The sequence below is a fragment of the Phenylobacterium sp. genome (assembly GCF_030654915.1).
GTDB lineage: Bacteria > Pseudomonadota > Alphaproteobacteria > Caulobacterales > Caulobacteraceae > Phenylobacterium.
Window position 1 is genome coordinate 1 of sequence record NZ_JAURWM010000071.1, and the last position, 26,056, is coordinate 26,056.

General features: G+C 66.2%; 24 protein-coding genes and 1 pseudogene. 13 read left to right on the plus strand and 12 right to left on the minus strand.

Annotation, left to right across the window (positions count from 1 at the left end):
• The 3 genes from Q7T84_RS03415 to Q7T84_RS03425 all read right to left on the minus strand — a co-directional run.
• On the minus strand, window positions 1-445 hold a 445-nt coding region (locus Q7T84_RS03415; RefSeq protein WP_304806301.1), incomplete at its 3' end, for a biotin carboxylase N-terminal domain-containing protein.
• Between the two features lie 5 nt (window positions 446-450).
• The gene (gene accB, locus Q7T84_RS03420) at window positions 451-933 is read right to left on the minus strand and encodes an acetyl-CoA carboxylase biotin carboxyl carrier protein (protein ID WP_304806302.1); all 483 of its coding nucleotides are present in this window, start codon (window positions 931-933) and stop codon (window positions 451-453) included.
• A 27-nt stretch (window positions 934-960) separates the two neighbouring features.
• The gene (locus Q7T84_RS03425; protein WP_304806303.1) at window positions 961-1,398 is read right to left on the minus strand and encodes a type II 3-dehydroquinate dehydratase; all 438 of its coding nucleotides are present in this window, start codon (window positions 1,396-1,398) and stop codon (window positions 961-963) included.
• A gap of 87 nt (window positions 1,399-1,485) precedes the next feature.
• Here Q7T84_RS03425 and thiS point away from each other — a divergent pair, with 87 nt between their 5' ends.
• The 4 genes from thiS to Q7T84_RS03445 are packed head-to-tail and all read left to right on the plus strand — an operon-like array spanning window position 1,486 to window position 3,943.
• On the plus strand, window positions 1,486-1,686 hold the full coding sequence (gene thiS, locus Q7T84_RS03430; protein ID WP_304806304.1) for a sulfur carrier protein ThiS: 201 nt from the start codon (window positions 1,486-1,488) through the stop codon (window positions 1,684-1,686).
• Window position 1,687: 1 nt separating this feature from the next.
• Window positions 1,688-2,476, plus strand: coding sequence for a thiazole synthase (locus tag Q7T84_RS03435; RefSeq protein WP_304806305.1), 789 nt, complete (start codon window positions 1,688-1,690; stop codon window positions 2,474-2,476).
• Window positions 2,476-3,129 (plus strand): 2-hydroxychromene-2-carboxylate isomerase, encoded by a 654-nt coding sequence (locus tag Q7T84_RS03440; protein WP_304806306.1) that lies wholly within the window; start codon window positions 2,476-2,478, stop codon window positions 3,127-3,129. Before Q7T84_RS03435 ends, Q7T84_RS03440 begins: the two co-directional genes overlap by 1 nt.
• A 16-nt stretch (window positions 3,130-3,145) precedes the next feature.
• Window positions 3,146-3,943, plus strand: coding sequence for an SDR family oxidoreductase (locus Q7T84_RS03445; protein WP_304806307.1), 798 nt, complete (start codon window positions 3,146-3,148; stop codon window positions 3,941-3,943).
• Here the strand turns inward: Q7T84_RS03445 and Q7T84_RS03450 are convergent.
• From Q7T84_RS03450 to Q7T84_RS03465, 4 genes are all read right to left on the minus strand, one after another.
• The gene (locus tag Q7T84_RS03450) at window positions 3,940-5,433 is read right to left on the minus strand and encodes an NAD(P)/FAD-dependent oxidoreductase (protein ID WP_304806308.1); all 1,494 of its coding nucleotides are present in this window, start codon (window positions 5,431-5,433) and stop codon (window positions 3,940-3,942) included. The two genes, Q7T84_RS03445 and Q7T84_RS03450, sit on opposite strands and share 4 nt — an antisense overlap.
• A gap of 108 nt (window positions 5,434-5,541) precedes the next feature.
• Complete coding sequence (locus tag Q7T84_RS03455; protein ID WP_304806309.1) at window positions 5,542-6,291, minus strand: DsbA family protein; 750 nt, start codon at window positions 6,289-6,291, stop codon at window positions 5,542-5,544.
• 38 nt (window positions 6,292-6,329) lie between these two features.
• Complete coding sequence (locus Q7T84_RS03460; protein ID WP_304806310.1) at window positions 6,330-7,697, minus strand: M48 family metalloprotease; 1,368 nt, start codon at window positions 7,695-7,697, stop codon at window positions 6,330-6,332.
• 151 nt (window positions 7,698-7,848) lie between these two features.
• A complete protein-coding gene (locus Q7T84_RS03465; RefSeq protein ID WP_304806311.1) occupies window positions 7,849-10,527 on the minus strand; it encodes a ribonuclease E/G in 2,679 nt (892 codons plus the stop codon).
• A gap of 460 nt (window positions 10,528-10,987) precedes the next feature.
• On the opposite strand from Q7T84_RS03465, the gene Q7T84_RS03470 reads away from it, so the two are divergent.
• The 4 genes from Q7T84_RS03470 to Q7T84_RS03485 all read left to right on the plus strand — a co-directional run bounded on the left by Q7T84_RS03470 (window position 10,988) and on the right by Q7T84_RS03485 (window position 16,625).
• On the plus strand, window positions 10,988-12,169 hold the full coding sequence (locus Q7T84_RS03470) for an N-acetylmuramoyl-L-alanine amidase (protein WP_370653613.1): 1,182 nt from the start codon (window positions 10,988-10,990) through the stop codon (window positions 12,167-12,169).
• Between the two features lie 128 nt (window positions 12,170-12,297).
• On the plus strand, window positions 12,298-14,637 hold the full coding sequence (locus tag Q7T84_RS03475) for a penicillin-binding protein 1A (protein WP_370653611.1): 2,340 nt from the start codon (window positions 12,298-12,300) through the stop codon (window positions 14,635-14,637).
• A 94-nt stretch (window positions 14,638-14,731) separates the two neighbouring features.
• A protein-coding gene (prfB, locus tag Q7T84_RS03480; protein ID WP_304806314.1) for a peptide chain release factor 2 occupies window positions 14,732-15,851 on the plus strand; the annotation gives its coding sequence in 2 pieces (ribosomal slippage) (window positions 14,732-14,800 and window positions 14,802-15,851; 1,119 coding nt in all).
• A gap of 66 nt (window positions 15,852-15,917) precedes the next feature.
• Window positions 15,918-16,625 carry a 2-phosphosulfolactate phosphatase gene (locus Q7T84_RS03485; protein WP_304806315.1) on the plus strand — a complete coding sequence of 236 codons (708 nt, stop codon included), beginning with the start codon at window positions 15,918-15,920 and terminating at the stop codon, window positions 16,623-16,625.
• A gap of 6 nt (window positions 16,626-16,631) precedes the next feature.
• On the opposite strand, the gene Q7T84_RS03490 is transcribed toward Q7T84_RS03485, so the two are convergent.
• From Q7T84_RS03490 to tyrS, 4 genes are all read right to left on the minus strand, one after another.
• Window positions 16,632-17,045 (minus strand): polymer-forming cytoskeletal protein, encoded by a 414-nt coding sequence (locus tag Q7T84_RS03490; RefSeq protein ID WP_370653612.1) that lies wholly within the window; start codon window positions 17,043-17,045, stop codon window positions 16,632-16,634.
• A gap of 16 nt (window positions 17,046-17,061) precedes the next feature.
• Window positions 17,062-18,225, minus strand: a complete 1,164-nt coding sequence (locus Q7T84_RS03495; RefSeq protein ID WP_304806317.1) for a M23 family metallopeptidase — start codon at window positions 18,223-18,225, stop codon at window positions 17,062-17,064.
• A gap of 284 nt (window positions 18,226-18,509) precedes the next feature.
• A complete protein-coding gene (locus tag Q7T84_RS03500; protein WP_304806318.1) occupies window positions 18,510-18,980 on the minus strand; it encodes a peroxiredoxin in 471 nt (156 codons plus the stop codon).
• Between the two features lie 151 nt (window positions 18,981-19,131).
• Complete coding sequence (gene tyrS / locus Q7T84_RS03505) at window positions 19,132-20,463, minus strand: tyrosine--tRNA ligase (protein ID WP_304806319.1); 1,332 nt, start codon at window positions 20,461-20,463, stop codon at window positions 19,132-19,134.
• A gap of 189 nt (window positions 20,464-20,652) precedes the next feature.
• Here tyrS and Q7T84_RS03510 point away from each other — a divergent pair, with 189 nt between their 5' ends.
• Window positions 20,653-21,765 carry an anhydro-N-acetylmuramic acid kinase gene (locus Q7T84_RS03510; protein ID WP_304806320.1) on the plus strand — a complete coding sequence of 371 codons (1,113 nt, stop codon included), beginning with the start codon at window positions 20,653-20,655 and terminating at the stop codon, window positions 21,763-21,765.
• 13 nt (window positions 21,766-21,778) lie between these two features.
• Window positions 21,779-23,092, plus strand: a complete 1,314-nt coding sequence (locus Q7T84_RS03515; RefSeq protein WP_304806321.1) for an amidohydrolase — start codon at window positions 21,779-21,781, stop codon at window positions 23,090-23,092.
• A gap of 67 nt (window positions 23,093-23,159) precedes the next feature.
• Here Q7T84_RS03515 and Q7T84_RS03520 read toward each other — a convergent pair whose 3' ends face one another.
• Entirely contained in the window at window positions 23,160-23,810 is a 651-nt protein-coding gene (locus Q7T84_RS03520) for an alpha/beta hydrolase (RefSeq protein ID WP_304806322.1), read from the minus strand.
• Between the two features lie 168 nt (window positions 23,811-23,978).
• On the opposite strand from Q7T84_RS03520, the gene Q7T84_RS03525 reads away from it, so the two are divergent.
• The 3 genes and pseudogenes from Q7T84_RS03525 to Q7T84_RS03535 all read left to right on the plus strand — a co-directional run.
• Window positions 23,979-24,425: an Rrf2 family transcriptional regulator gene (locus Q7T84_RS03525; RefSeq protein WP_304806323.1), complete on the plus strand. Its 447-nt coding sequence runs from the start codon at window positions 23,979-23,981 to the stop codon at window positions 24,423-24,425.
• Window positions 24,422-25,555 carry a cysteine desulfurase family protein gene (locus tag Q7T84_RS03530; RefSeq protein ID WP_304806324.1) on the plus strand — a complete coding sequence of 378 codons (1,134 nt, stop codon included), beginning with the start codon at window positions 24,422-24,424 and terminating at the stop codon, window positions 25,553-25,555. Before Q7T84_RS03525 ends, Q7T84_RS03530 begins: the two co-directional genes overlap by 4 nt.
• A gap of 12 nt (window positions 25,556-25,567) precedes the next feature.
• Window positions 25,568-26,056 (plus strand): annotated as a pseudogene (locus Q7T84_RS03535) (Fe-S cluster assembly protein SufB); the annotation flags it as partial.

Genomic DNA, 26,056 nt, shown 5'->3' on the forward strand with positions numbered 1-26,056 from the left:
GGGCGGCCGCGAAGGCCTCTTCCTCGGTCGTGACGGCGCCGTCGGATCCGGGCACCACGGGGATGCCCGCATCCTTCACCGCCTGCTTGGCGGTGATCTTGTCGCCCATCATCTTGATGTGGTCCGAGGTCGGGCCGATGAAGGTCATGCCATGGGCGGTCACGATCTCGGCGAACCGGGCGTTTTCCGACAGGAACCCGTAGCCCGGGTGAATAGCCTGGGCGCCCGTGATCTCCGCCGCGGCGATGATCGAGGGGATGTTCAGGTAGCTCTTGGCCGCGGATGCGGGGCCGATGCAGACGCTCTCGTCGGCCAGGCGAACCCACATGGCGCCGGCGTCGCGCTCAGAGTGGACCGCCACCGTCGAGATGCCCATTTCCTTGCAGGCCCGATGGATCCGCAGGGCGATCTCGCCGCGATTGGCGATAAGGATTTTATCGAACATCGATCCTACTCGATGACAACCAGAGGCTCGCCGAATTCGACGGGCTGGGCGTCTTCGACGATGATCTCCACGACCTTGCCGGCCTTGGGGGCGGGGATCGGGTTCATGGTCTTCATGGCTTCGACGATCATCAGCGTCTGACCGGCGCTGACCGTGTCGCCGACCTTCACGAAGGACGGAGCGTCGGGCTGCGGCTGCAGATAGACGGTGCCGACCATCGGCGACTTCACGACGTCACCCTTTCGAACCGGTGCGGCGGCCTCACCGGCCGGAGCCGCGGCGGCGGGCGCAGCGGTCGCGGAGACGGGGGCCGGCGCGGCGGCGGCGTATTGGATCGGGGCCGCGGTCAGCGTCTTGGCCACGCGGATCTTCAGTCCATCACACTCGACTTCGATTTCCGACAGGCCGGTATCGGTGAGGATGTCGGCCAGCTTGCGCACCATGCGGGCGTCGATCGGATCGGCAGGAGCCTTGGGACTGCTAGCCATATTCTATTCCTTAACTTGGGTTGAGGCTTAGCGGGCCAGGCCCGCTGCGGCCTCGACGGCCAGTTCATAGCTTGCCCCGCCGAAACCGGAGACAACTCCGGTCGCGGCCAGGGAGACAAAGGTTTCGCGACGGAACGTCTCGCGCGCCGCCGGGTTCGAGAGGTGACACTCGACAATCGGGATATCGAGCGTCTTGAGGGCGTCCAGCAGGGCGACGGACGTGTGTCCGTATCCCGCCGGGTTGATCACCAGGGCGCAGGCCTCTGTTCGAGCCTCCTGCACCCAGTCGATCAGCTGGCCCTCATGGTTGGATTGGCGGAAGATCACGGCATAACCAAGGGCGCCGGCGCGACGCTCGCAACGTGTGCGGACGTCCTCCAGCGTTTCTTTCCCGTAAATCTCCGGCTCCCGGACCCCCAAGAGGTTGAGGTTGGGCCCGCTAAGCACATAGATCGGTTTCGACATTCGGCTCCGCCGTCGATTCCGCCGTCTTGTAACGGTCGGCGGCGGGGGTCACAAGCATTCGGGAACTTCAAGCTTCACGAGGACGTCATGACGCTGACCATAAACGGCGAAAAACGGGCCTTCGGAGCCCTGTCGACCGTGGCCGCCCTGGTGGCCGAACTGGGCCTGGACGCACGCAAGGTGGCGGTCGAACGCAATCTGGAGATCGTGCCGCGTTCGGCCTATTTGCAGACCGCGATCGCCGACGGCGACCGGATCGAGATTGTGCATTTTATCGGAGGTGGCTGACATGGACGGGTCTATCCAGCGGGACGACACGTGGACCGTAGCGGGCCGGACCTTCACTTCGCGCCTGATCGTCGGCACCGGCAAATACAAGGACTATGCCGAGAACGCCGCCGCCGCCGAGGCGGCCGGGGCTGAAATCGTCACGGTCGCGGTGCGCCGGGTCAACCTCAGCGATCCGAACCAGCCGATGCTGGTCGACTATGTGAGCCCCGAGCGCTTCACCTTCCTGCCGAACACCGCCGGCTGCTTCACCGGCGAGGATGCGATTCGCACCCTGCGCCTGGCGCGCGAGGCGGGTGGCTGGGACCTGGTGAAGCTGGAGGTGCTGTCCAACACCAAGCACCTGCTGCCGGACATGGAAGAAACCCTGCGGGCTCTGAAGCTGCTGGTGGCGGATGGATTCCAGGTGATGGTCTATTGCAGCGACGATCCGGTCTACGCGCAGAAGCTGGAAGACGCCGGGGCCTGTGCGATCATGCCGGCCGCCGCGCCGATCGGGTCGGGCCGGGGGATCCAGAATTTCCTGAACCTGGGTCTGATCATCGAGCAGTCGAAGGTCCCGGTGCTGGTCGACGCCGGTGTCGGCACGGCGTCGGACGCGGTGCTGGCCATGGAGACGGGCTGCGACGCTGTCCTGATGAACACCGCCATCGCGGGAGCCAAGTCGCCGATTCGCATGGCCAATGCGATGAGGCACGCGGTCATCGCCGGCCGGGAATCGTTTTTGGCAGGACGCATGCCAAAACGTATGTATGCTGAGCCATCCTCACCGTTAGCTGGCTTGATTTGATGACCCTGAGCGTCGACGTCTTCTGGTCCTTCCGCAGTCCCTATTCCTATCTGGTGACCCCGCGCCTGCGGGAATTGGCGGAAACCTACGACGTCGACGTCCGGATGCGTCCGGTTTACCCGCTGGCGGTGCGTTCGGAGGGGTTCTTCACCAAGCAGGACCCGCTGTTCATCCCCTATCTGATGCGTGACATCCGGCGGTTGGCGGACTTCCTGGAGCTGCCGCTGGCCTGGCCTAAGCCCGATCCCGTGGTCGTGGACTACGCCACCCTGAACGGGGCGCCAGACCAGCCCCACCTGGACCTGCTGATGCCGCTCGGCGTGCTGGCCGGCCGCACGCCGCAAGGCCTGGCCTTCTATGACGAGGTGAGCCGGTTGATCTGGCGCGGCGGCGAGCGCCCCTGGAACGAGGGCGACCAGCTGCGCGAGGCGATCAGCCGCGCTGGGCTCGACATGGATCTGCTGGCCAGCGCGGCCGAGGGCCAGGCCGAGGGGATCGCCGCGGAGATCGAGGCCAGCCAGGACGCGCACCGGGAGGCGGGCCACTGGGGCGTGCCGACCATGGTGTTCGAGGACGAACCCTTCTTCGGACAAGACCGCTTCGATGTGCTGGTGTGGCGCCTGAAGCAGCGCGGGATGACACCGCGCGCCTGAGGAAAAGGGAAGCGCGATGAGCCAGGCGAACGGACGAAAGTCGATTTTCATCACCGGAGCGGCCTCCGGCATGGGCCTGGAGACCGCCAGACTGTTCGCCGGCAAGGGATGGTTCGTCGGCGGCTATGACGTCAACGAGGCCGGGCTCGCGGCGCTGAAGTCCGAACTCGGAGCGGGCAATTGCCTGGTCCGCCCGTTGGATGTCACCGACCGCGAGGACTACCGCGCGGCGCTGGCCGATTTTTCGGCCGCGACGGAAGGCAAGCTGGACCTGCTGTTCAACAATGCGGGGATCGGCCGGGGAGGGCCGTTCGCCGAGCAGCCCTTCGAGGATGTGATCGCGGTCGTTCAGGTCAACCTGATGGGCGTGCTGATCGGCATCCACGAGGCGATCGGCCTGTTGAAGGCCACGCCGAACTCACTGTGCTTCACCACCTCGTCATCGTCAGCGACGTTCGGGATGGCCAATATCGCAGTTTACTCGGCCACCAAGCACGCCGTGAAGGGGCTGTCGGAAGCCCTGTCGGTGGAGTTCAAGGCCTACGGCGTGCGGGTAGCCGACGTCCTGCCAGGCGTGATCGACACGCCCATTCTGCCGCCAGGCGTCGCCGCCGGCGCGCCCAAGGACGGCATGTTCCGCGCCATCGCGCCGGTCGAAATCGCCAAGGTGGTGTGGGAGGCCTACCACGCCGACACCCTGCACTGGTACGTCCCGCCGGAATTGGTCGAGCTGGACAAGGCCGCGACCCTGGCGCCCGAGGCCACCCGAGATCAGATGGCTCAAGGCGGATTGTTCAACAACGCCGACGGCTAGGCCGCAGCCTTGATCATGTCGGCCTCCGGCGAGAGGCCGACGCCCTGCATCAGCTCCACACGGCCCGGCCCTGCTTTAGGCGGATAGGCGTGCGCCTTCAGCGCGCGGCGGGTGGCCCAATAGCGCATGATCTTGGCGATATTGTCCGGCCGCTTCAGCCAAGCGGACGGATGCTCCAGCATGTGGAAGCCGCGCAGGGCCTCGCGCAGCAAGTTGGCGTCTGAGCGGACGGCGATGTTGACGCCGTCCTCCAGGAAGCTCTTGAGAACCCGGCTCTTGATGCTGGGGCGATAGCCTGGCGTCAGGTTCTGCTTGGCGCGGCGGATGGCGGAGCGATCCTGGTCGCGCATGTTGAGGTAATAGGGGCGCAACTCGGCGGTCACCCGTTCCTGATACTCCGTGACCCGGGTTCCGGCGTCCTCGGTCGAGACCAGGACGTCACGTAATAGATAAGCGCTGACCGCCGCGAACGAGCAGCCGCGCCCATAGAGCGGATTGGTTCGCACCAAACTGTCGCCGATGGCGAAGTAGCCCAGCACCGCCGGCGTTCCATCGCCGCTGATGTCTCGCCAGCGGCTGTTGAGTTCGCCCATGCCATAGACGCGGCCGACTCCTTCGGACACCGCTGGGTCGATCCATGGGAGCAGGCCGGGGATGCGGGTGCAGACCGTTTGGAAGACCTCGGGTTTCACCATGGCCTTGCGCAGTTCGAGTTCGACCTCGGGCACGCAGATCGTGATGGAGAAGCAGCCGTTGTCGCCTGGGAACAGACCAAACTTGAGGAAGCCCAGGTCGCCCGTGCTGGGAGCCTTTGTGCGAGGTTCTTCCACGCCTGGCAGCAGCCGGAAGTGGCGGGTGAAGTAGATGATGCCAGTGCTCTCGCTCTCCTCGGTGATCGCAGCGCCTTCTTCGACGAGTTGTTCGATCCCAGACGAGGTGCGGCCCCCGGCGTCGATCACGATGTCGCCGATGACGTCTCGCGCGCCCGCCGCATCGGTCACCGAAACGCCGACCACCCGCAGACCCTCCGGCGTTAGTTGGGTGAGCAGCTTTCGGACGAAGGTCTCAGACACGATTCGCACATTGGGGTGGTGCTCGACGTAACGGCGGATCACCAGTTCCAAGGTGGTGCGGCGGCTCGTCAGCACCACGAAGTCGCGGTCCTCCGCGCGAGGCCGATAGTCGGCGCGATGGAGGTCGGTGAGCATCCGGTCAAAGCCGAGCTCGCGGCATCCGGCCCGCAAAAGATCGGCGTGCAGTTCGGGATGCTCGGTCTTGATGATGGTTCGCAGCCGGGCCAGGAAGGCGTGGCTGTGCCGCAGATGACCGACGCCGCGTCGGCTCCAGTCTTGGAAGGCTTCGTCCGGCCCCCCGGTCGGCGGAGGCGGGTCGCGCTCCAGGATTACGATGTCGCGTCCGGTCGGCGCCAGGGCGAGCGCCGTGCACAATCCGGCGATCCCGGCCCCGATCACCAATACACGTTCGTGCATTTTCCTACTCAGGCTCCCCCGTTGCTGGACGGACTGTTCCCTAAGTTCCCTGGGGAGAGCCTAGCGGTGTCGTCAAATGGCGGGAAGCCTGAGTTTCGGAGTGGATGGCTACGACGGCTTCACGTCCGGTACGGTCTTCAACTTGCCGGTCTTGGCCTCGGCGATGGCTGCGCGCACAGCCGCCATATCGGCGCCAGGGACGATATGGTCGCCGATGATGAAGGCCGGCGTGCCTTCGATGGCCAGCGCCTGCGCCAGGGCCCGGGTGTCGGCGATATGCTTCTGGACGGCCTCGGAGGCGCCGGCCGCCTTCGCGGCGGCGGGGTCGACGCCAGCGGCGCGCAGATGACGGTCGATCGAGTTGGCGTCCAGGGCCTTCTCGGCCATGAAGGCTTCGAACAGCTTGAGGGTCTTAGGCTTGGCCGGTTCGGACAGGGCGACCTGGGCGGCCAGATTCGATTCGCCGCCAAAGATCGGAAATTCCTTGAACACAAAGCGGACGTCAGGGTTCTCGGCGATCAGCTTCAGGATCTCGGGGGCGCTGACCTTGCAGTAGCCGCAGCGGTAGTCGAAGAACTCGACGACGGTGATCTTACCGTCCGGATTGGCCACGAAGTCGCGCGGATCGCGTTCGAGCTGGGTGCGGTACTTGCCCAGCGAGGCCTTGGCGGCTTCGGCGACGGCTGCTTGCTTGTTCTCTTGCAGCTTCTGCACGGCCTCCTCGATCACCTCGGGATGGGCGAGCAGATAGGTGCGCACCTTCTGGCCGAAGTCGTCATCGGGCTTCTTCGCACAGGCGGTGAGCGGCAGGGCGAGAGCGGCGCAGAGCGCGAGAGCCGCGCGAGTGGTCATGGTCATGCAGGCCAAATAGGTGAGAAGTGGAGGTTTGCGAAGCGTCAGCGTGAGGAACGTGCCGCGATCGAGCCTTCGGAGGCAAGATCCTTGAGGTCGTCCTTGCTGGGCTTTGACGTCAAGACGATGTCCGTTGCGCGGCGCCATTCCGGCGTGTCCTTGTCGAGTTTCTCGCGGGCGCGCATGCCGAAGACGCGTGCTTGCTGGGGATCTCCGAGCGCGAAGAAGTACTCACCGGTGGCGAGGCGGGCCAAGCCCTCCTTGCCCTGCTTGTCATAAGCCTGGGCCAGGATCCGCCAGGCTGTGGCGTTGTCGTGTTCCTGGGTTAGCGCCTTGCGAAGCTCGCCGACGCCTTCCTCGACCTTCTTGTCGTCATCTAGTGCGATCAGGGTTTGGCCCAGATTGATGCGCAGCAGCGGCGCGTCCGGCTTCAACTCCACCGATTTGCGCTGGGGCATTTCGGCCTCCTTGGCGCGGCCGAACTCGAAGAGCACCTGACCTTTCAACTCCCAGAGGTAGGGATTGTCCGGTTGCTCGGTCAGCAGGGCGTCGATCAGCTTCAGCGCCTGGTCGGGCTGCTTCATCTGATAATAGGCGATCGCCCGCGCGTAGCGGGCCGGATAGGACGTGTCTTTTTCCGTGTACTTGGTGATCGCCACGGTCGGGTTCAGGAACCCGTCCAGCTTGGCCTTCATGATGTTGTGTTCGGCGATCGCCTCAGGCGTGTCGGGCGTATTGTAGTGAGCGTTTTCCTCGACCCGGTGACGCAGGGTTTCGATCCGCGACGACGACAGCGGGTGAGACCGGAAATAGGCGAAGCGCCGCGCTTCCTGGAAGACCTCCTGGTAGCGGAAGTTGTCAAAGAATTCGACGAGTCCCTTGCCCGACAGGCCGGCTCGCTCAAGCATAGCCGCGCCGGCCTGGTCGGCCCGGCTTTCCTGCTCGCGGCTAAAGCCCATGGCGCCCAAGGCGCCGAAATAGCTGGCGCTGCCGATCAGACCCGCGGCTCCTTCGCCCGAGCCGGCGAGCGCGGCCAGCACGCCCAGGCCCATGGTCAGCAGGAAAGGCCTCATGCCCGCCGCGGTCATCTCGCCCGAACGAGCGGAGTGCCCGGCGGCCAGGTGGCCGACCTCGTGGGCGATGACGCCCTGGAGCTGGTTGGGGTTCTCCGATTCCAGGATCAGGCCGGTGTAGACGCCCATCACGCTCGGACCGGCGAAGGCCTGCATGTCCTTGCCGCCGATCAGCAGGATTTCGATCGAGGACGAATCAATTCCGGCGGCTTTGAAGATCGGTTCGGAGTCCTTGCGCAGGATCTCCTCGATTTCGGTGTCGCGGATCAGGGCGACGCCGTCTTCGGCGCGAGCCGGAACCGGAGGCAGCGCAAGGCTTAGCGCTGCGACGGCGGCCATCGCGATTCGGGAGAACGAGCGGACAGGGGATACCATCCCAGATAACTCCAAGCGCCCCCACCCAAGCCCCATTAGAGAAACCTAGCGCGCTTCACGCGGAGTGGAAACCGGCGCGCGCACGCAGCCGGTTTCCGTTTCTCCGATGTGCGGTCTAGCCGCGACGCCACCAGCCCTTGCGGGCCGCGGGCGCCGGTTTGGAGGTGATCTCCGCCGGGTCGGGTTCGCGCACGACCGGCTCCGGAGCCGGAGCGGGCTCCGGCTCAGGCGCGGGTTCGGGCGCAACTTCAACGACCGGTTCGATCACCGGTTCGGCGACCACTTCAGCAGGAGCCGCCGCCGCTTCGGCCGCGGCCGCTTCAGCCGCGATAGAGGCCTTCGTGCGGCGAGCGCGGGGCTTCTTGGCGGGCGGAGCCTCGACAGCAACGACCGGTTCCGGCGCGGGCTCGGCTTCGGGCTCCGGCTGGGCTTCAACCTCGACAGCGACGTCCGCCACGGCTTCGGCGATGGCCTCGACCGACGTCTCGTCGCTCTCGCCCTTGCCACGGCCGCGACCACGGCGCGAACGAGCCTTTTTCGGCTTTTCCTCGACCTCGGGCAGTTCCACCCAGATGTCGCCGTCGTACTCCGGCTGAGCGCTTAGGACAGGCGAGGCAGCCGCAACTTCGGCGACGGGCGCCTCGTCATTGGCGGCGACCAGGGCGGGCGCGCGGGCCGCGGGGAAGTCCTCGGCCGGATCGTGCCAGACGAAGGGATCTTCGCCATACGGCACCCAGGGACGGGTCCAGGAGAAGATGTCGGTCGGGCGACCGTCGTCACGCATGCGGCGACCGCCACGGCGACCACGTCTGCGACGTCGGCCACCCTGGCCGTCGTCCTCGGTGTCGTCGGTACGAGCAGGTTCCTCATTGGCGGCGGCAGGCGCGCCGGCGAGCGCCGCTTCACGCGGTTCTCCGTCACGGCGCCCACGCCGACGACGGCGGCGGCCACGGCGTCCGCCGCGATCTTCGCTGTCGTCTTCGCTGTCCTGCAGGCGTTGCTCCGCCTGATCGTCGTCGGTGGCCTCGCGCTCGACCGCCTCTTCGTCTTCTTCTTCCTCTTCGAGTTCTTCCTCTTCCTCGTCGTAGGCCTCGTCGTCGAAGTCGTCGTCGACGGGAGCGTAGGCGTGGATCGGAGCACTGTGAGAAATCAGCGCATGTTCGGGCCGGGTCTCACTGGAGGTCCGCTCGATCTCATGGTCGGCGTGGGCCAGGGCGTCATCGATCGCGATCGTGATGAACAGGCCAAGCTTTTCGTGAACGCGGGCCAAGTGGCTGCGCTTTTCGTTGAGGATATAGAGGCCGACCGCGCGAGGAACCTTGAGGGTCGCCTCGCCGCCGCCCTTGAGGGCTTCGATCTCGACGGCGCGCAGGGCGGCCAGGGCGCTGGACTCGACCGAACGAACGCGGCCGGTGCCGGCGCAATGTTCGCAGACGTGGGTGGTGCCTTCCAGCACGCCCGAACGGCGGCGCTGGCGGCTGATTTCCATCAGGCCGAACGAACTGATCTTGCCCATCTGGATGCGGGCGCGGTCGTCCTTCAGCGAATCCTTCAGCTTCTTTTCGACGGCGCGGTTGTTCTTCGCCTCATCCATGTCGATGAAGTCGATGACGACCAGGCCGGCCAAGTCGCGCAGGCGGAGTTGGCGGGCGGTCTCTTCGGCCGCTTCCATATTGGTCTTGAGGGCGGTGGCCTCGATGTTCCGCTCGCGCGTGGCGCGGCCGGAGTTCACATCGACGGCGACCAAGGCCTCGGTCTGGTTGATGACCAGGTAGCCGCCGGAGCGCAGCGGAACGACGGGCGAATAGATCTGGCTGAGGTGGTCCTCGATCCGATGCTTGACGAACAGCGGCGTCGCCTCGCGGTACGGCTGCACCTTCTTGGCCTGTGACGGCATCAGCATGCGCATGAAGTCGCGGGCTTCCTTGAAGCCGGCTTCGCCCTCGACCCAGACCTCGTCGATGTCCTTGTCGTAGAGGTCGCGGATGGTGCGCTTCACCAGGTCCTCTTCCTCATAGATGAGGGCAGGGGCGACCGAGTGCAGGGTGGTCTCGCGGATATTCTCCCACAGGCGCAGCAGGTATTCGTAGTCGCGCTTGATCTCCGGCTTGGTGCGCTTGGCGCCGGCCGTGCGGACGATCAGGCCCATGCCTTCCGGCACGTCCAGGCTCTGCACGACGCCCTTGAGGCGCTTGCGGTCGGTGATCGTCGTGATCTTGCGGCTGATCCCGCCGCCACGGGCGGTGTTGGGCATGAGGACGCCGTAGCGGCCGGCCAGGGAAAGGTAGGTGGTCAGGGCCGCGCCCTTGTTGCCACGCTCTTCCTTGACGACCTGAACCAGCATGATCTGCCGGCGGCGGATCACTTCCTGGATCTTGTACTTCCGCATCAGCCGCCGGCGGCGCCGGGCGACTTCTTCTTCCATGACGTCGTCTTCGTCGGCGTCGTCGGCGTCTTCATCCTCGTCATCGGACGAGCGCGAGCGCGCCTCGTGATGATCGTCCTCGTCGTCGGCCTCGTCGCGCATCAGCGCTTCGCGGTCGGCGACCGGGATTTGGTAGTAGTCCGGGTGGATTTCGTTGAAAGCCAGGAAGCCGTGACGGTTTCCGCCGTACTCGATGAAGGCGGCCTGCAGCGACGGCTCAACGCGCGTCACCTTGGCGAGATAGATGTTGCCTCTTAGCTGCTTGCGGTTCTGGCTCTCGAAATCGAACTCTTCAACTCGGGATCCGTCGATCACCACGACACGCGTCTCTTCTGCGTGCGCGGCGTCGATGAGCATCTTCTTGGACATTAAATACGTCTCCGTGGCGCGCCGCGAACTCTCGGCTCGGGCGCCGCCGGTTTGTCAGGAGGGCGCGCACGCCACCGCTCATCGCGTTGTCGAAGCCGACAAGACGAGCGGTAGGCCGGAAGAGGGCTCGAGCGGCGCTGCCCATTAGTGTGTTCCCAGGCGCGCTCAACATTGGGCGCGGATCGGATGATGCGTTGGTCGCCACAGGGCGATTGGCCAACGCGAGCTGGTTGTCGCGCGGAAGGCGGCTTTGCGACGCAAAGCGCGCGCACTCCAGCGCGGGCGGACATTGCAACACTGAACGGAAAAAGGAAAGCCGCCGCACCAAGATCGAAAGTGTGAGGACGGGGTTAACCGTTTGTCCATGTCGCACGAAGCTATATGGGGATTAGGAACAGTTGAGTTTAGTGCGGGGCTGCGCGGAATGGGCGGCATCTTCAGGATAGGCAGAAAGAGCGTGCTGGCTTTGGTCGGCGCAGCTGTCGGCTGCCTGGCTGTTGTCGCCGGAGCTCAAGCTGCTGGTTCTGGCGCTGACGTTCTCAAGGTCCGCCTCGGCGGCGACCGCACCGAAACTCGCATCGTCATTGATCTAAGCCGCTCGGCCTCGGGCAAGGTCGCCTCGAACGGGGCCGAAGACCGCCGCGTGGTGGTGAACCTTCCTGGCGTGTCGATTGACGGCGGGTTGCAGGGCGGCGGCCTTGGCCTGGTGAAGGCCTGGGTGGTGGATGACGGTCCAGGCGGCGCGCGCCTGCGCCTCGACCTGGCGGCCGACGCCACCATCAAGCGCCGCTTCCTGCTGCCGCCGGCCGATGGCGTCAGCAACTATCGCTATGTCATCGACTTGGCGGCGAAGGCGCCGGCCGCGACCCAAGTGGCTCACTCGGAGCCAGCCGTCGCGCGGGCGGAGTCGAGTGTGGCCCGGTTCCTCTCGGCCCCCGTGCGCCCGACCAAGGCCGCCTTGCCGATGAAAAAGGTCATCGTCATCGACGCTGGCCATGGCGGCAAGGATCCCGGCGCTCGCGGCGCGGACGGCAACGAGAAAGATGTCACCCTGGCCGCGGCCAGGGCGCTGAAGTCTCAGCTTGAACGGACCGGCCGTTATAAGGTCGTGATGACTCGAGACACCGACGTCTATGTCGACCATGGCGTCCGCGTTCAAATCGCCCGGCGCGCCGACGCCGATCTCTTTATCTCCTTGCACGCCGATTCAGGCAGCGATCCCAGCCTGCGCGGGGCCAGCGTCTACACCCTGGCCGACCGCGCCATCGGGCGCTCGGCCAAGTTCGTCAGCAAGGACGACTGGTTCATGCAGGCCGGCAGCCATGGCGATAACGGCGTGTCGACCATCCTGCTGGACCTGACACAGCGCATGACCCGCAACCGCTCGGCGTCCTTCGCCGAGGTGCTGCTGAACCGGGTCAGCGATCACCAGCCGCTGCTCCGCCGCAGCCATCGCGAGGCCGGACTGGCCGTGCTGCTGGCGCCCGACGTGCCGGCGGTCCTGCTCGAGATGGGCTTCATCACCAACGCCGAGGACGAGGCGGTCCTGCGCGACCCCAGCCGGCGCAACCGGTTGATGAGCAGCGTCGGTGACGCCATCGACGACTACTTCGGCCAACCGACCAAGCTGGCGTCGCGCTAAGCTGTCGCAGGGCCGTTGGCGCCCGGCGCGATGCACGTTAGACCGAGGGCTCGGTTGGGGTTCACCCCCGCGGAGGTCGGCCAGTTTTGAATCCCCCGGGTAGATGGATCGCGATCGCGGGCGTAGCGGTGCTGAGCGCTATCGCTTTGGCCGGCTTCGCCACGGCGATCTATGCAGCCTGGCTGTTCCACGACATGCCCGATGCGGGCGATCTGGTGGATTATCGGCCGCCGACGGCCACGCGGGCCTATGCCTGGGACGGCGTGCTGATCGGTGAGTTCTCACGCGAGCGCCGAATCTACGTTCCCTACGACAATATTCCCCCGCAGTTGGCCCAGGCCTTCCTGGCGGCTGAAGACCGCAACTTCTTCTCGCACGGCGGCGTCGACGCCATGGGCCTGACGCGGGCCATGGCCAAGAACGTCCTGAACGCGATCAACGGCCGGCGCCTGGAAGGCGGTTCGACGATCACCCAACAGGTGGCCAAGAACGTCCTGTTGACCAGCGATGCGACCGTCGGCCGCAAGCTGAAAGAGGGCATCCTGGCTGGGCGTCTAGAGCAGACGCTGAACAAGGAGCAGATCCTCGAGCTCTATCTGAACGAGATCTGGCTGGGCTACCGGTCCTATGGGGTCGGGGCGGCCGCCTATAACTACTTCGGCAAGTCGATCACCGACCTGACCCTGGCCGAGGCGGCCTATCTGGCGGCGCTGCCGAAGGGCCCGGACAACTATCATCCGATGCGCCGCAAGCAGCAGGCGATGGCGCGTCGCAACTGGATCCTCGACGAGATGGCTGATCTCGGCTGGGTCACGCGCGCCGAGGCCGAAGCGGCCAAGCGCGAAGACCTGAAGGTCCAGAAGGCGCCGTCACGGGCCAAGTACCGCGACGCCGACTTCTTCGTCGAGGAAGTGCGCCGTCGTGGCTTGGCCACGCTGGGCCAGCGCCTCAACGAGGGCGGCTATTACATGCGCACCACCCTCGACCCGGAGCTGCAGACCGCAGCCCGAGTGGCGTTGATGAACGGTCTTGAGCAGTACGACCGCCGTCATGGCTGGCGCGGCGCGTGGGCGCGGGTGGAGACGGCGGACGGCTGGGAAGCGGTCGCCAAAAAGAAGACTCCGCCTTCGGAGCGTCGGGACTGGCGCGCGGCCCTGGTCACCGAGGCCTCGGGCGGCAATGTCCGGGTCAAGGTCGCCGAGGGCGGCGCGACCGGTTCGATCGTCAGCCAGGACGTGGCCTGGGCGCGTGCCGGCAAGGGACTGAAGTCCGGCGACCTGATCTTCGTGGAGCCGGCGCCGGGCGGCGGCTTCCGCCTGCGGCAGGTCCCGCAGGTCAACGGCGCACTGGTGGCGATGGAGCCGCATTCGGGCCGCGTGCTGGCGATGGTCGGCGGCTATTCCTTCTCGCTGTCGAGCTTCAACCGCGCGACCCAGGCGATGCGCCAGCCTGGCTCGGCCTTCAAGCCGATCGTCTACGCCACCGCGCTGGAGAACGGCTACACCCCGGCCAGCATCGTCATGGACTCGGCCATCACCCTGAAGGGCGCCCGCGCCGGCGAGACCTGGACGCCCGAAAACTACAATCGCAAATACTACGGCGCCCTGACCCTGCGCCGCGGCCTGGAGCTGTCGCGTAACGCGATGACGGTGCGGCTGGCGCAATCAGTCGGCATGACCAAGATCAGCGACCTCGCCGTGAGGCTGGGCGTGGTCAAGAAGATGGACAAGGTTCTGGCCATGGCGTTGGGGGCAGGGGAAACCACGCCGTTCAAGCTGACGGCGGCCTATGCCAGTTTCGTCAACGGCGGCCGGCGGATCGAGCCACACTTGATCGAACTGGTCCAGGACCGGAACGGCGAGACCATCTTCCGGGCCGACAAGCGCGATTGTCCGCGCTGCGACGTCGGATTCAATGGCGATGAGAGCCCCCGTATCCCGCCGGGCGGCGAGCAGGTGATGGATCCGATCACTGCCTATCAGGTCACCTCGATGCTGCAGGGCGTGGTGCAGCGGGGCACAGCGACCTCGGCCCTGGTGCTGAACCGGCCGGTCGGTGGCAAGACCGGCACCACCAACGAGTACCGCAGCGCCTGGTTCGTCGGCTTCACGCCGCAGATCGTGGCGGGGATCTTCGTGGGCTTCGACGACAATCGCAGCCTCGGCAATGGCGAGACGGGGACCACCGCCGCCGTTCCGATCTTCATCGAGTTCATGGCCGCGGCGACCAAGGACCTGCCCAAGGAAGAGTTCAAGGCGCCGAAGAACGCCAAGTTCGCCTATGTCCGCGGCATCCGCGAAGCCTTCCGGCCGGGCACCGAGCCGCGCGTGGCGGCCCCGGTCCTGAGCGGCGCGCCGTCGGAGGGGCCGGTTCCCTACAACCAGGCCTGGCCCGAAGGGAAACTCTCAACGCCCGGCGCGCCTCCGGCGCCGCCCAAAAAGTCGGATGAAATGAACGGCCTCTTCTAGACCCGAGCGACCCATCTGCGGGGAGGCCATTGTTTTCCGGCCCCCCGCGCGTTATCTGCCGCGACCCCAGAACACGTCTGGTTCGGAGATTCCCATGAGAGCGGATGTCGAGGCCTCCAAGGCCGACATCGAGCAGTCGATTGAACTGCTCAGGAGGCGACTTTGACTGGGAACCTTCCCTAAGAAAGCTCGACGAGCTGAACGCCCGCGTCGAGGACCCCACCCTGTGGGACAACGCCGCGGCGGCGCAGGCGATCAGTCGCGAACGCAGCAAGCTGGCGGCCCAGATCGAGGCCGTGCAGTCGCTTGAGCGTGATCTAGCCGACGCAGTAGGTTATGCGGAGATGGCTGACGAGGATGGCGACGAAGCCTCTCTCGATGAAGCTCGCGCTCAGCTCAAGAGTCTGAAGGACCGCGCCGCGCGCGCCGAGCTCGAGGCCTTGCTCTCGGGCGAGGCCGATGGCAACGACGCCTTCGTCGAAATCAACTCCGGCGCCGGCGGCACCGAGTCCAACGACTGGGCCGGCATGCTGCTGCGCATGTACAGCCGCTGGGCCAACGCCCACGGCATGAGCGTCGATTTCCTGGAAGAGACCCCGGGCGAACAGGCCGGGATCAAGTCGGTCACTTTGCAGGTCAAGGGCCCCAACGCCTATGGCTGGTTGAAGACCGAGGCCGGCGTTCACCGCCTGGTCCGGATTTCGCCCTACGACTCGGCGGCCAAGCGGCACACCAGCTTCGCCTCGGTCTGGGTCTATCCGGTGGTCGACGACACCATCGAGATCGAGATCAATCCGTCGGATGTGCGTACCGACACCTATCGCGCCTCGGGCGCGGGTGGTCAGCACATCAATAAGACCGACTCCGCTGTCCGCCTGACCCACATTCCGACCGGCGTGGCCGTGGCCTGCCAGTCCGGGCGTTCGCAGCACCAGAACCGCGAGGAAGCCTGGAAGATGCTACGCGCCCGGCTTTATGAGCTGGAATTGCAGAAGCGCGAAGCTGAGGCCCAGGCCCTGGAAGACCAGAAGACCGACATCGGCTGGGGCCACCAGATTCGCTCCTATGTCCTGCAGCCGTATCAGATGGTGAAGGACCTGCGGACCGAGGTGGAGACCTCCGATACCCAAGGGGTGCTGGACGGCGATTTGGATGCCTTCATGGGGGCGTCCCTGGCTCAGCGGGTCGGGGTCACCCGCGAGGCCGGCGCGTAGGGCGACATTGCTTTTGCGACCTACGTGGCGTTCTGATCGGTCAGGCTGACAGAACACGGGTGCGATATGCAACGGGTCCATTGCGAGTGGGGGCTCAGCGGCGTTGAAGTTCTGCGCGATCACGCTGCTGTGATGGTGATCGTCGATGTCCTGTCCTTCTCGACCGCCGTGGATGTGGCGGTCCATCGCCATGCGCGCATTCATCCGTTTCCCTATGGCGATGAGGATGCGTCCCGCGCCGAGGCTGAACGGCTGGGGGTTCGGCTGGCGGCGAGCCGTAGCGCCGGTGGGCAACTGAGCCTATCGCCCGCAAGCCTGATGAAGCTGAATCCCGGCGAGCGCCTGCTGCTGCCGTCGCCCAACGGGTCGCGGCTGTCGCTGGCCTGCGGCAGGGCCAGCGTCCTGGCTGGGTGCCTGCGCAACGCCAAGGCGGTCGCCGCCAAGGCCCTCGCCCTGGCCGACGGCGGACAGATCGCGGTGATCCCGGCCGGTGAACGCTGGCCTGACGGAAGCCTGCGTCCGGCTATCGAGGACCTATTGGGGGCAGGGGCGGTTATCGCGGCCTTGGGTCTGACGGGGGACCCTGAGGCGGAGGTTGCGCGCGACGCGTTCCTGAGCGCCGAGCCGCATCTGGCCCACACCCTGCGCGGATGCCGCTCAGGCCAGGAACTGATCGAGCGTGAACACGCCATGGACGTCGAGATCGCGCTGGACCTCAACTCCAGCCACTGCGCGCCGATGCTGAAGAACGGCGCCTACGAGAACGCCGCCTAGAGCGTTCTAGGCGGTCTTGGCTTCGTCGGGAGCGCCCAGGGCGACCGGGACGGGGCGCTGGAACTTCAGGCTTCGGCCCTGGAAGAAGGCCCCAGTCTCGACCGAGAGCTGTTCGTGGGTGATGTCGCCGTCAACATAGGCGGTCCCGTGGAGACGCACCTGCTTGGCGGTCAGCGTGCCGATGATGCGGCCGCGAGCCTCGACGGTCTCGGCATGGATCGCGCCTTCGATATGGCCGGTCTCACCGATCGTCAGGTGGCCGATGCGGACATCGCCGCGGATCACGCCGTCGACATGCAGATCGCCTTCACCGGCGATGCTGCCTTCGATGGTGATGTCTTCGCTGATCAGGGAGGCCGGGCGGGGCGTCTTGCGGGCCGGATCGCTGGACTGTGCCGACAGGGACGCGTCGGGCTTCACGGAAGCCTTTTCGGGCTTAGCCGTTTTGGAGAACATGATCGCCAGCCTTTATGAACCGATTGGGGTTCTGGGCTCGACCGTTCACCCAGACCTCATAGTGCAGGTGCGGCCCGGTGGAGCGCCCTGTGGAGCCCATCGCGCCCACGCGCTGACCGACCGCGATGCGCTGGCCTGGCTGTACGGCGATGCCGTTCAGGTGGGCGTAGCGGGTCTTGAAGCCGCGGCCGTGGTCAACCTCGACCGTGTTGCCATAGCCGGAACGAACGCCGGTGAACGAGACGATGCCCGGCGCGGTCGAATAGATCGGCGTATTGGCCGCCCCGGCGAAGTCGAGACCGGAGTGGAAGGCGGGGCGACGCGTGAAGGGGTCGAAGCGGACGCCAAAGCTGCTGGTCTGCGGGGTCAGGGTGGTCGGCCGGGCGAAGGGCAGCTTGGTGGCCGCCTCGGCCAGGGAGCCGGCCTCGGACAGATTGGTCGCGGCGTGTTGGATGCGCTCGGCGAAGCCCTCATCCACGTCGAGGACGGCGGCGAGGGCGCGCGGGTCCCGGGCTTCGATCAGCGGGCCGCCAAGCGAGCCTGACTTGGGCATGTAGGTCGAGGGGGTCAGGCCCGCGAGACGGAACGCCAGGCGCAGCCGGTCGGCGCGGGTCTTGGCGAAATCGTCGGCGGCGTCGATCAGGCGTTCCTGTCCGGCGCGGACCATTTCGATACGGCGCAGCGGGCTGGCGTCGGCCGGGGCGTTGGTGGCCTTCTCGATGGCCGGGGTCAGGGCGGCGGTGGCGCCAGGCTGACCCTTGAGTTCGGTCAGCAGCATGGCGAGCGCGGCGTGGCGGCGCTCGACCGTGACGGCCAAGGCGTCCACGCCGCCTTCATTGGCGTTGAGTTGAGCCACGGCGCTGTTGAGGCGGGCCTCGCGGTCGGCCACCAGACGCTCGGACTTGGCCTGCATGCGGGCCAGTTCCTGGTCGTGGCCCGACAGGGCCATGGCGTTGACCATCATCGCCGCCGTGCTGACACCCATCCAGAGAGCGCCGGCCGCGACGCCGCCGGCGATCACCATTTGACGGCCGGACGTGAGGACAAACGAGCGCATTTCTCCGCCGGAACGGACGTAGAGATGCCTCTCAGGGAATAGCTCTTCGAGCGATCGGCGGAGGCGCGCGAAGCGTGTCATGCTCACCGTATCGGTTACGGAACTAAAGGTGCCGCGGATATGCGATGAGTTTTGGATAACGCGCAAGGCCAAACGCGCTGCAACGTGTGCGAGCGGAGGCGCTTTCAAGTATCGACGTGTTTGGTTAACGAGACCCGAACGGCCCCGCTAGATAGGGCGTGGCTTTGGGATCGCGCCAATCACAGATCGCAACACGTCGCGACAAATCTACAACAGGAACGCGTAGTCCGAGGTTCCGCTGGAGGCGACTATTGGGGGCGTCTGCGGCGACCGGCCGCAGGCCCCAACGCTTAAGCTTGCAAGGCCTGGGCGGCTTTCAGCACCTCGGCGGCGTGGCCTGGAACCTTCACCTTGCGCCAGACCCGGGCCAGCTTGCCCTCGGCGTCGATCAGGTAGGTGGAGCGCTCGATGCCCATGTACTTGCGGCCGTACATGTTCTTCTCGACCCAGGCGCCGTAGCGCTCGATCATCGCGCCTTCGGGGTCCGAAGCCAGCGGAACCGAGAGGGCGTACTTGGCTGTAAACTTCGCGTGACTGGCGACGCTGTCCTTGGAAACGCCGAGCAGGGCGACGCCGGCCGTGGCGAAGTCGGCGGCCAGGGCGGTGAACTCCTGGGCCTCCTTGGTGCAGCCGGAGGTGTCGTCCTTCGGATAGAAGTAGACCACCAACGCCTTGCCCTTGAAGTCGGCGAGCTTCAGCGGGCCGTTGGCGCCGGCCAGTTCGAAGTCGGGCGCGGGAGCGCCTGGAGCTAGTTCGGACATTGGCTTGTCTCCCGGGTGCTGAACCTCGCCAAGTTCGTCATCACCGGGCTTGTCCCGGTGATCCATAGACACAAGGCGGGGGAGGCTATCTCGAATATCGGTGTTTATGGATGGCCGGGACAAGCCCGGCCATGACGATAGTGGAAGACGGTCAGACGGGCTTCACCAGAACGATCTTCTTCTTGCCAGCCGCCAGCTTCACGACGCCGTCGACCAGATCGGCCGAGGTGATCGTGCGATTGGCGTCTGCCTCGGCGGCGTCGTTGACGCGTAGACCACCGCCCTGGGCCAGACGCCTGGCCTCGCCGCGCGAAGCGGCTAGGCCAGCGTCGGTCGCCAAGGCCGCGAGGATGACGCCGGCCTCAAGGTCGGCCGCCGCGATCTCGAAGGTGGGCATGTCGCCGGAGACGCTGCCGACCTCAAAGGCGACGCGAGCGGCCTCGGCGGCGGCGTGGGCCGCTTCCTCGCCGTGCAGCATCCGCGTGGCCTCGTTGGCCAGCACCTTCTTGGCCTCGTTGATGTCGGCGCCCTGCATGGCCTCGTAGCGGGCGATGTCCTCCATCGACAGGTCGGTGAACAGCTTCATGAAGCGGCCGACGTCGGCGTCCTCGGTGTTCCGCCAGAACTGCCAGTAGTCGTAGGGGCTGCGCATGTCGGCGTTCAGCCAGACCGCGCCGCCGACCGTCTTGCCCATCTTTTGGCCCGAGGCCGTGGAGAGCAGGGGGGTGGTCAGGCCGAACGACGGCTTTTGATCGACGCGGCGGATCAGCTCGACGCCGTTGATGATGTTCCCCCACTGGTCCGAGCCGCCCATTTGCAGGACGCAGCCGTGAGTACGCTCCAACTCCAGGAAGTCCGTGGCCTGCATCAGCATGTAGTTGAACTCGAGGAACGTCATCGGCTGCTCGCGCTCGAGGCGCAGCTTGACGCTGTCGAAGGTCAGCATCCGGTTGATCGTGAAGTGGACGCCGTAGTCGCGCAGGAACTGCACGTAGCCGAGCTTGTCCAGCCATTCGGCGTTGTCGACCATGACCGCGTCGGTCGGGCCGTCGCCGAACGTCAGGAAGCGCGCGAAGCTGACCTTCATGCTGTCGATGTTGGCCTTGATCTGCTCATCGGTGAGCAGCGGGCGCTGGGTGTCCTTGAAGGTCGGGTCGCCGACCTTGGTGGTCCCGCCACCCATCAGCACGATCGGCTTGTGGCCGGCCTGCTGCAGCCGGCGCAGCATCATGATCTGGATCATGTGGCCGACGTGCAGGCTGGAGGCGGTGGCGTCGAAGCCGATGTAGGCGGTAATCGGCCCCTTGCCCGCAGCCTCGTCCAGTTCCACCGGATGGGTGATCTGATGGATATAGCCACGCTCCTGCATAGTTTGCAGGAACGAGGACTTGTACGGCTGAACAGCGGACATGGGACGGTCTTCTAACGGCTGGGATTCTATGGGGCGCTGTAACACGCTGGCATCGGAATTTTCGAGGGACATCTGACAGGCTCCTGATCGGCGGAAGGCCGGAAACCGTCAATTTGCTGAAGATGCGGCGCCGACCTTGAAGGGGTGGCGCAAGGGATCGTTCCGCGCCTGCTCTAGGGCAGGGGGTAATAGCGGCCGGCGATGGTGGCGCGGGTGATCATGCGACTAGCTACGGCGCGTAGCTCGTGGCAGTCAAGCTCCATGCGAGTTCTCGGGTTCATGACCGGCACCTCCCTCGACGCCTGCGACATGGCGATCCTGGAGACTGACGGAGAAACGATTTCGGCTTTCGGACCGGCCGGAGACCGCAAGCTCACCGAGGCGGTTCGCGACATCGCCTTGGCCGCGACTCGCGAGGCGTTGCAGTGGGAGCGTGGCGCGCCCGAGCCGGCGATCTTCCAGGAAGCTGCCCTCGCCGTCGCTCGCGAGCATTTCGAGGCGGCCGAAGGCTTCCTGGCCGAGCATGGGCTGACCTGGGCGCAAATCGACCTGATCGGCATGCACGGTCAGACCGTGCTGCACGAGCGCCCGCAAGAGGGCCGCGTCGGCCGCACGGTGCAATTGGGCGACGCCCAGTGGCTGACGGGCGCCACCGGGGTGCCGGTCGCCTACGATTTCCGCACCGCCGACGTGGCGGCGGGCGGGGAGGGCGCGCCGCTCGCCCCGATCTATCATCTGGCCCGCGCCAGGGCCTCGGGCCTCTCCGCGCCTCTGGCGGTGCTGAATGTCGGCGGGGTGGCCAATGTCACCTTTTGGGCTGGCGGCGATGAGATCGCGGCCTTCGACACCGGCCCCGGCAACGGCATGATCGACCTGCTGATCCAGGATCGCGGCGCTGGTCGCTACGACGCCGGCGGTCGCTACGCCAGCGTTGGACAGGTGGACGAGGGCGTGCTGCGCGGCCTGCTAGGCCATCCATATTTCCAGGCCCCGCCGCCCAAGTCGCTGGACCGGTACGACTTCTCGCTCACCTCGCTGGAGCACCTGAAACTCGAGGACGCCGCCGCGACCCTGGTGGCGTTCACGGCCGAAGCCCTGAAGCTCGGCTTCGACATGATGGGCGGCGCGCCCACCGAGCTCGTGGTCTGCGGCGGCGGACGGCACAATCCGCAGATCATGAAGGCCTTCGCCGAGCGGCTGAGCGTGCCGGTGACGACCGCCGAGGATCACGGCTGGCGCGGCGACGCGATCGAGGCCGAGGCCTTCGCCTATCTGGCGGCCCGGACGGTCCGGGGACTGCCGATCTCATTTCCCAAGACCACGGGCGCCCCGGCGCCCATGACCGGCGGGCGCATCGCCCGTCCGACGATCTAAAGCAGGAGCAAATATGTCCAAGGCGGTTTGGTTCGCGGGTGTCGCCGCGGCGTTGGTGATGGCGGGTTCGGCCCAGGCGCAGGACGCGCCGGCTCAGGTTCCGGCGGCCAAGGCCTATGACGCCGCTGTGTTCGCCAAGGCCAAGGCGCTGCAGCCCAAGGTCATCGCCTGGCGCCGCGACCTGCATGAGCACCCCGAGCTTAGCAACAGCGAGGTCCGCACCGCCAAGGTCGTCGCCGACCATCTGCGCGCCCTGGGCATGGAAGTGCGCACTGGCGTCGGCAAGACCGGCGTGGTCGGCATCCTGAAGGGTGGCAAGCCTGGCAAGGTCGTGGCGCTGCGCGCCGACATGGACGCCCTGCCGGTCGCCGAACAGACAGGTCTGCCGTTCGCCTCGAAGGTCACCGCGCAATACAACGGCCAGACCGTGCCCGTGATGCATGCCTGCGGCCACGACAGCCACGTCGCCATCCTGATGGGCACGGCCGAGATCCTGGCGGGCATGAAGGACCAGATCGAGGGCACGGTGGTCTTCATCTTCCAGCCCGCCGAGGAAGGCCCGCCGATGGGCGAGGAGGGCGGCGCGCCGCTGATGGTCAAGGAAGGCGTGCTGAAGAGTCCCAAGGTGGACGCGATCTTCGGCCTCCATGTCTTCCCGGGTCCCGTCGGAGCCATCGTCTGGCGTCCTGGCCCGATGATGGCCGCCTCGGACCGCTATGAAATCCAATTGAAGGGCCGGCAGGCCCACGGCTCCACCCCCTGGGTCGGGATCGACATGGCCTCGCTGACCGCCGACATCGTCACCGCCTTCAACCAGATCGCCGCGCGTCAGGTGAACGTGTCGAAGACGCCGACCGTGTTGACCGTCGCCACCCTGCACGGCGGGCTGCGCTACAACATCATCCCTGAAGACCTGACCATGTCCGGCACCCTGCGGACCTTCGATCCGGGCATGCGCACCGACGTCATCGCCCGCGCCGAAAAGGCCGTGACTTCGATCTCCGAGCGCTATGGCGCGACCGCGAAGTTCAACTGGGGCACGCCCAACCCGGTCACCGACAACAATCGCGGCCTGACTGCGCAGATGAAGCCGACCCTGGCCCGCGCGGCCCAAGGCCAGGTCAAGGACGACATCGACTTCATCATGGGTGCGGAGGACTTCTCCTACTTCCAAAAGGAGATCCCAGGCTTCTTCTACCACCTGGGCGTCGGCAACCCGAAGGGCGCCAACCACTCGCCGTTCTTCGACGTCGATGAGCGCGCGATGGAAACCGGCGTGCGGGCCCAGGCCCTGATGGCGCTCGACTACCTGAAGTCGGGGAGCTGACAGTAAAAAGCCGAGGCCGGCGGTGGCCGGCCTCGGCTTTGATCCCCTTGGGGATGAGACTTGCTGACTAGATCGGGTCGGCTTCGATCCGCTTGTCGAGATAGCTGCCGACGCGACGTTCGACTTCCGGCAGATGCTCGGCCCAGAAGTGGGTGGCGCCGTCGACGACCTCATGGTCGATGATGATGCCCTTCTGGGTGCGCAGCTTGGAGACCACGCGCTCGACCTCGACGGGCGGAACCACGGTGTCGGCGCCGCCGTGCAGGATCAGACCCGAGGCCGGGCAGGGCGCTAGGAAGCTGAAGTCGTACATATTGGTCGGCGGCGAGACCGAGATGAAGCCGTCCGTTTCAGGGCGACGCATCAAGAGCTGCATGCCGATCCAGGCGCCGAACGAGTAGCCGGCGACCCAGCACTGCGAGGCGGCCGGGTTGTTGGTCTGCAACCAATCGAGAGCCGTGGCGGCGTCCGCCAACTCGCCGATGCCGGAATCGAACTCACCCTGGCTGCGACCGACGCCGCGGAAATTGAACCGCAAGGTCGAGAAGCCGCGTTTCATGAACAGGTGGAAAAGCTGCACCGCCACCGGGTGGTTCATCTGCCCGCCGGCTTTCGGGTGCGGATGCAGGATCAGCGCGATGGGCGCCGTCTCGCTCTTGCCCGGGGTGTACCGGCCTTCAATCCGCCCGGCCGCACCGGTCAGAACCACTTCTGGCATGCTATTCCTCTCAGCAGGCGTAGCGTCTAATACTTGACTAACGCGCTTGGTCTTCCTAGATCGCGACCGTCGGCCAGTTCCGGCGACAAGCCCCGTGCAAGCCGGGGCCTGTACCATACGGGCCGCGCCAAAAGCTCGAAAAAAAGCACTGAGGCTATACGGAGCGATATGCGCCTTTCGACCAAGGGACGATATGCGGTGATGGCCATGGCCGATCTCGCGCGCCGTCAGGCCGCGTTGGCCGAGGGCGATCGCGCCGTGACCCTGGCCGAAATCGCCGCCCGTCAGCAAATTTCGCTCTCCTATCTCGAGCAACTGTTCGCCCGTCTGCGCCGTCGCGGCCTGGTCAAGAGCTTGCGTGGACCCGGCGGCGGCTATCGCCTGGCCCGTGAGGCCGTGAACACCAACATCGCCGACATCGTGATGGCGGTGGATGAGCCGTTGCGCGCCACCCGCTGCGGCAAGAGCAAGGGCTGCATGCTCAAGGGCGAGCGCTGCATGACCCATGATCTCTGGGAAGAGATGGGCCGTCAGCTCGAAACCTATCTCGCTTCGGTTTCGCTTGAGGATCTCGTGAGCGGACGCTTGTCCGACCCCGAGTCGAGGGCGGCATGAGCGGCATTTATCTCGACTACAACGCCACCGCGCCGATCCGCCCCGAGGCGGTCGAGGCCATGACGCAGGCCTTCGCGGTGGGCGGCAATCCGTCGTCCGTGCATGCGGCCGGGCGCTCGGCCCGCGCGATCGTCGAACATGCCCGCAACGAAGTCGCCGCCCTGGTCGGTGGTCCGGCTTCGACCGTGATCTTCACGTCGGGCGGCACCGAGGCCAACGCCCTGGCTATCGAGAGCGCGGTCGCCACCGGCTCCAAGCGCCTGATCGTCAGCGCCATCGAGCATGACAGCGTGCTGGAAAGCGCCAAGGCCAGCGGCGCGGCGGTGGAATACCTGCCGGTCAACGCCGACGGCCGCGCTGATCTGGACTGGCTGGCCGCGCGGCTCGCCGCCTGGGACGCCGCCGACGGCCGAGCGTTCGTGGCCCTGATGCTGGCCAACAACGAGACCGGCGTCATCCAGCCGGTTCGTGAAGCCTCCGAGATCGTGCGCGCCGCCGAGGGCTGGCTGCACGTCGACGCCATCCAGGCGGCAGGCAAGATGATCACTGACAGTCGCGCGCTAGGCGCCGACACCCTGGCCGTCTCGGCCCACAAGCTGGGCGGGCCGCAAGGGGTGGGGGCGCTGACCTTCGGGCCCCGCGCCACCATGGTGCGTCGCCAGCACGGCGGCGGGCAGGAACGTGGCCGTCGGGCCGGAACCGAGAACGTCGCCGGCATCGCTGGCTTCGGCGCCGCGGCCATGGCCTCGCTCCGTGACAAGGATACTCACGCCGCCTGGCGCGACGCCGCCGCCGAACGCCTCAAGGCGCAAGGCGCGCTGGTGATCGGCGAGGACGCCGCCCGTCTCCCCAACACCCTTTGTGTCGCGGCCGCCGGCTACGGCGCCGAACTTCAGGTGATGGCCCTGGACCTGGCTGGGATCATGATCAGCGCCGGCTCGGCCTGCTCGTCGGGCAAGGTGAAGGCGAGCCATGTGCTCACCGCCATGGGCCTGGACGACCTGGCGAACTGCGCCATCCGCGTCTCTGGAGGGTGGGCGACCACCGAGCAGGATTGGGCGGCCTTCGCCGCCGCCTGGGAACAAGTTCATTCCCGTCACGCCGCGCGTCACCGCGCGCCGGCGGCGTGAGGAGTTAGAGTAATGGCAGCCGTCAAACAAACCGTCGAACATGTCGAAAGCCTCGAGAAGTACAAGCACGGCTTCGTCACCGACATCGAGCAGGACTTCGCCCCCAAGGGCCTGTCCCCGGACATCGTGCGCTTCATCTCGGCCAAGAAGAACGAGCCGGCGTGGATGCTGGAATACCGGCTGGACGCCTATGAGCGTTGGCTGGCGATGGAAGAGCCGGAGTGGGCCAAGGTCTACTTCCCGCGCATCGACTACCAGGACAGCTACTACTACGCCGCGCCCAAGGAAAAGGTCGGCCCGGCCAGCCTGGACGAGGTCGATCCCGACATCTTGGCGACCTATGCCAAGCTGGGCATTCCGCTACGCGAGCAGGAAGTGCTGGCTGGCGTGAAAGGCGCGCCGCGCTATGCGGTCGATGCGGTGTTCGACAGCGTCTCGGTGGTCACCACCTTCAAGAAGGAGCTGGCCGAGGCCGGGGTGATCTTCTGCTCCATGAGCGAG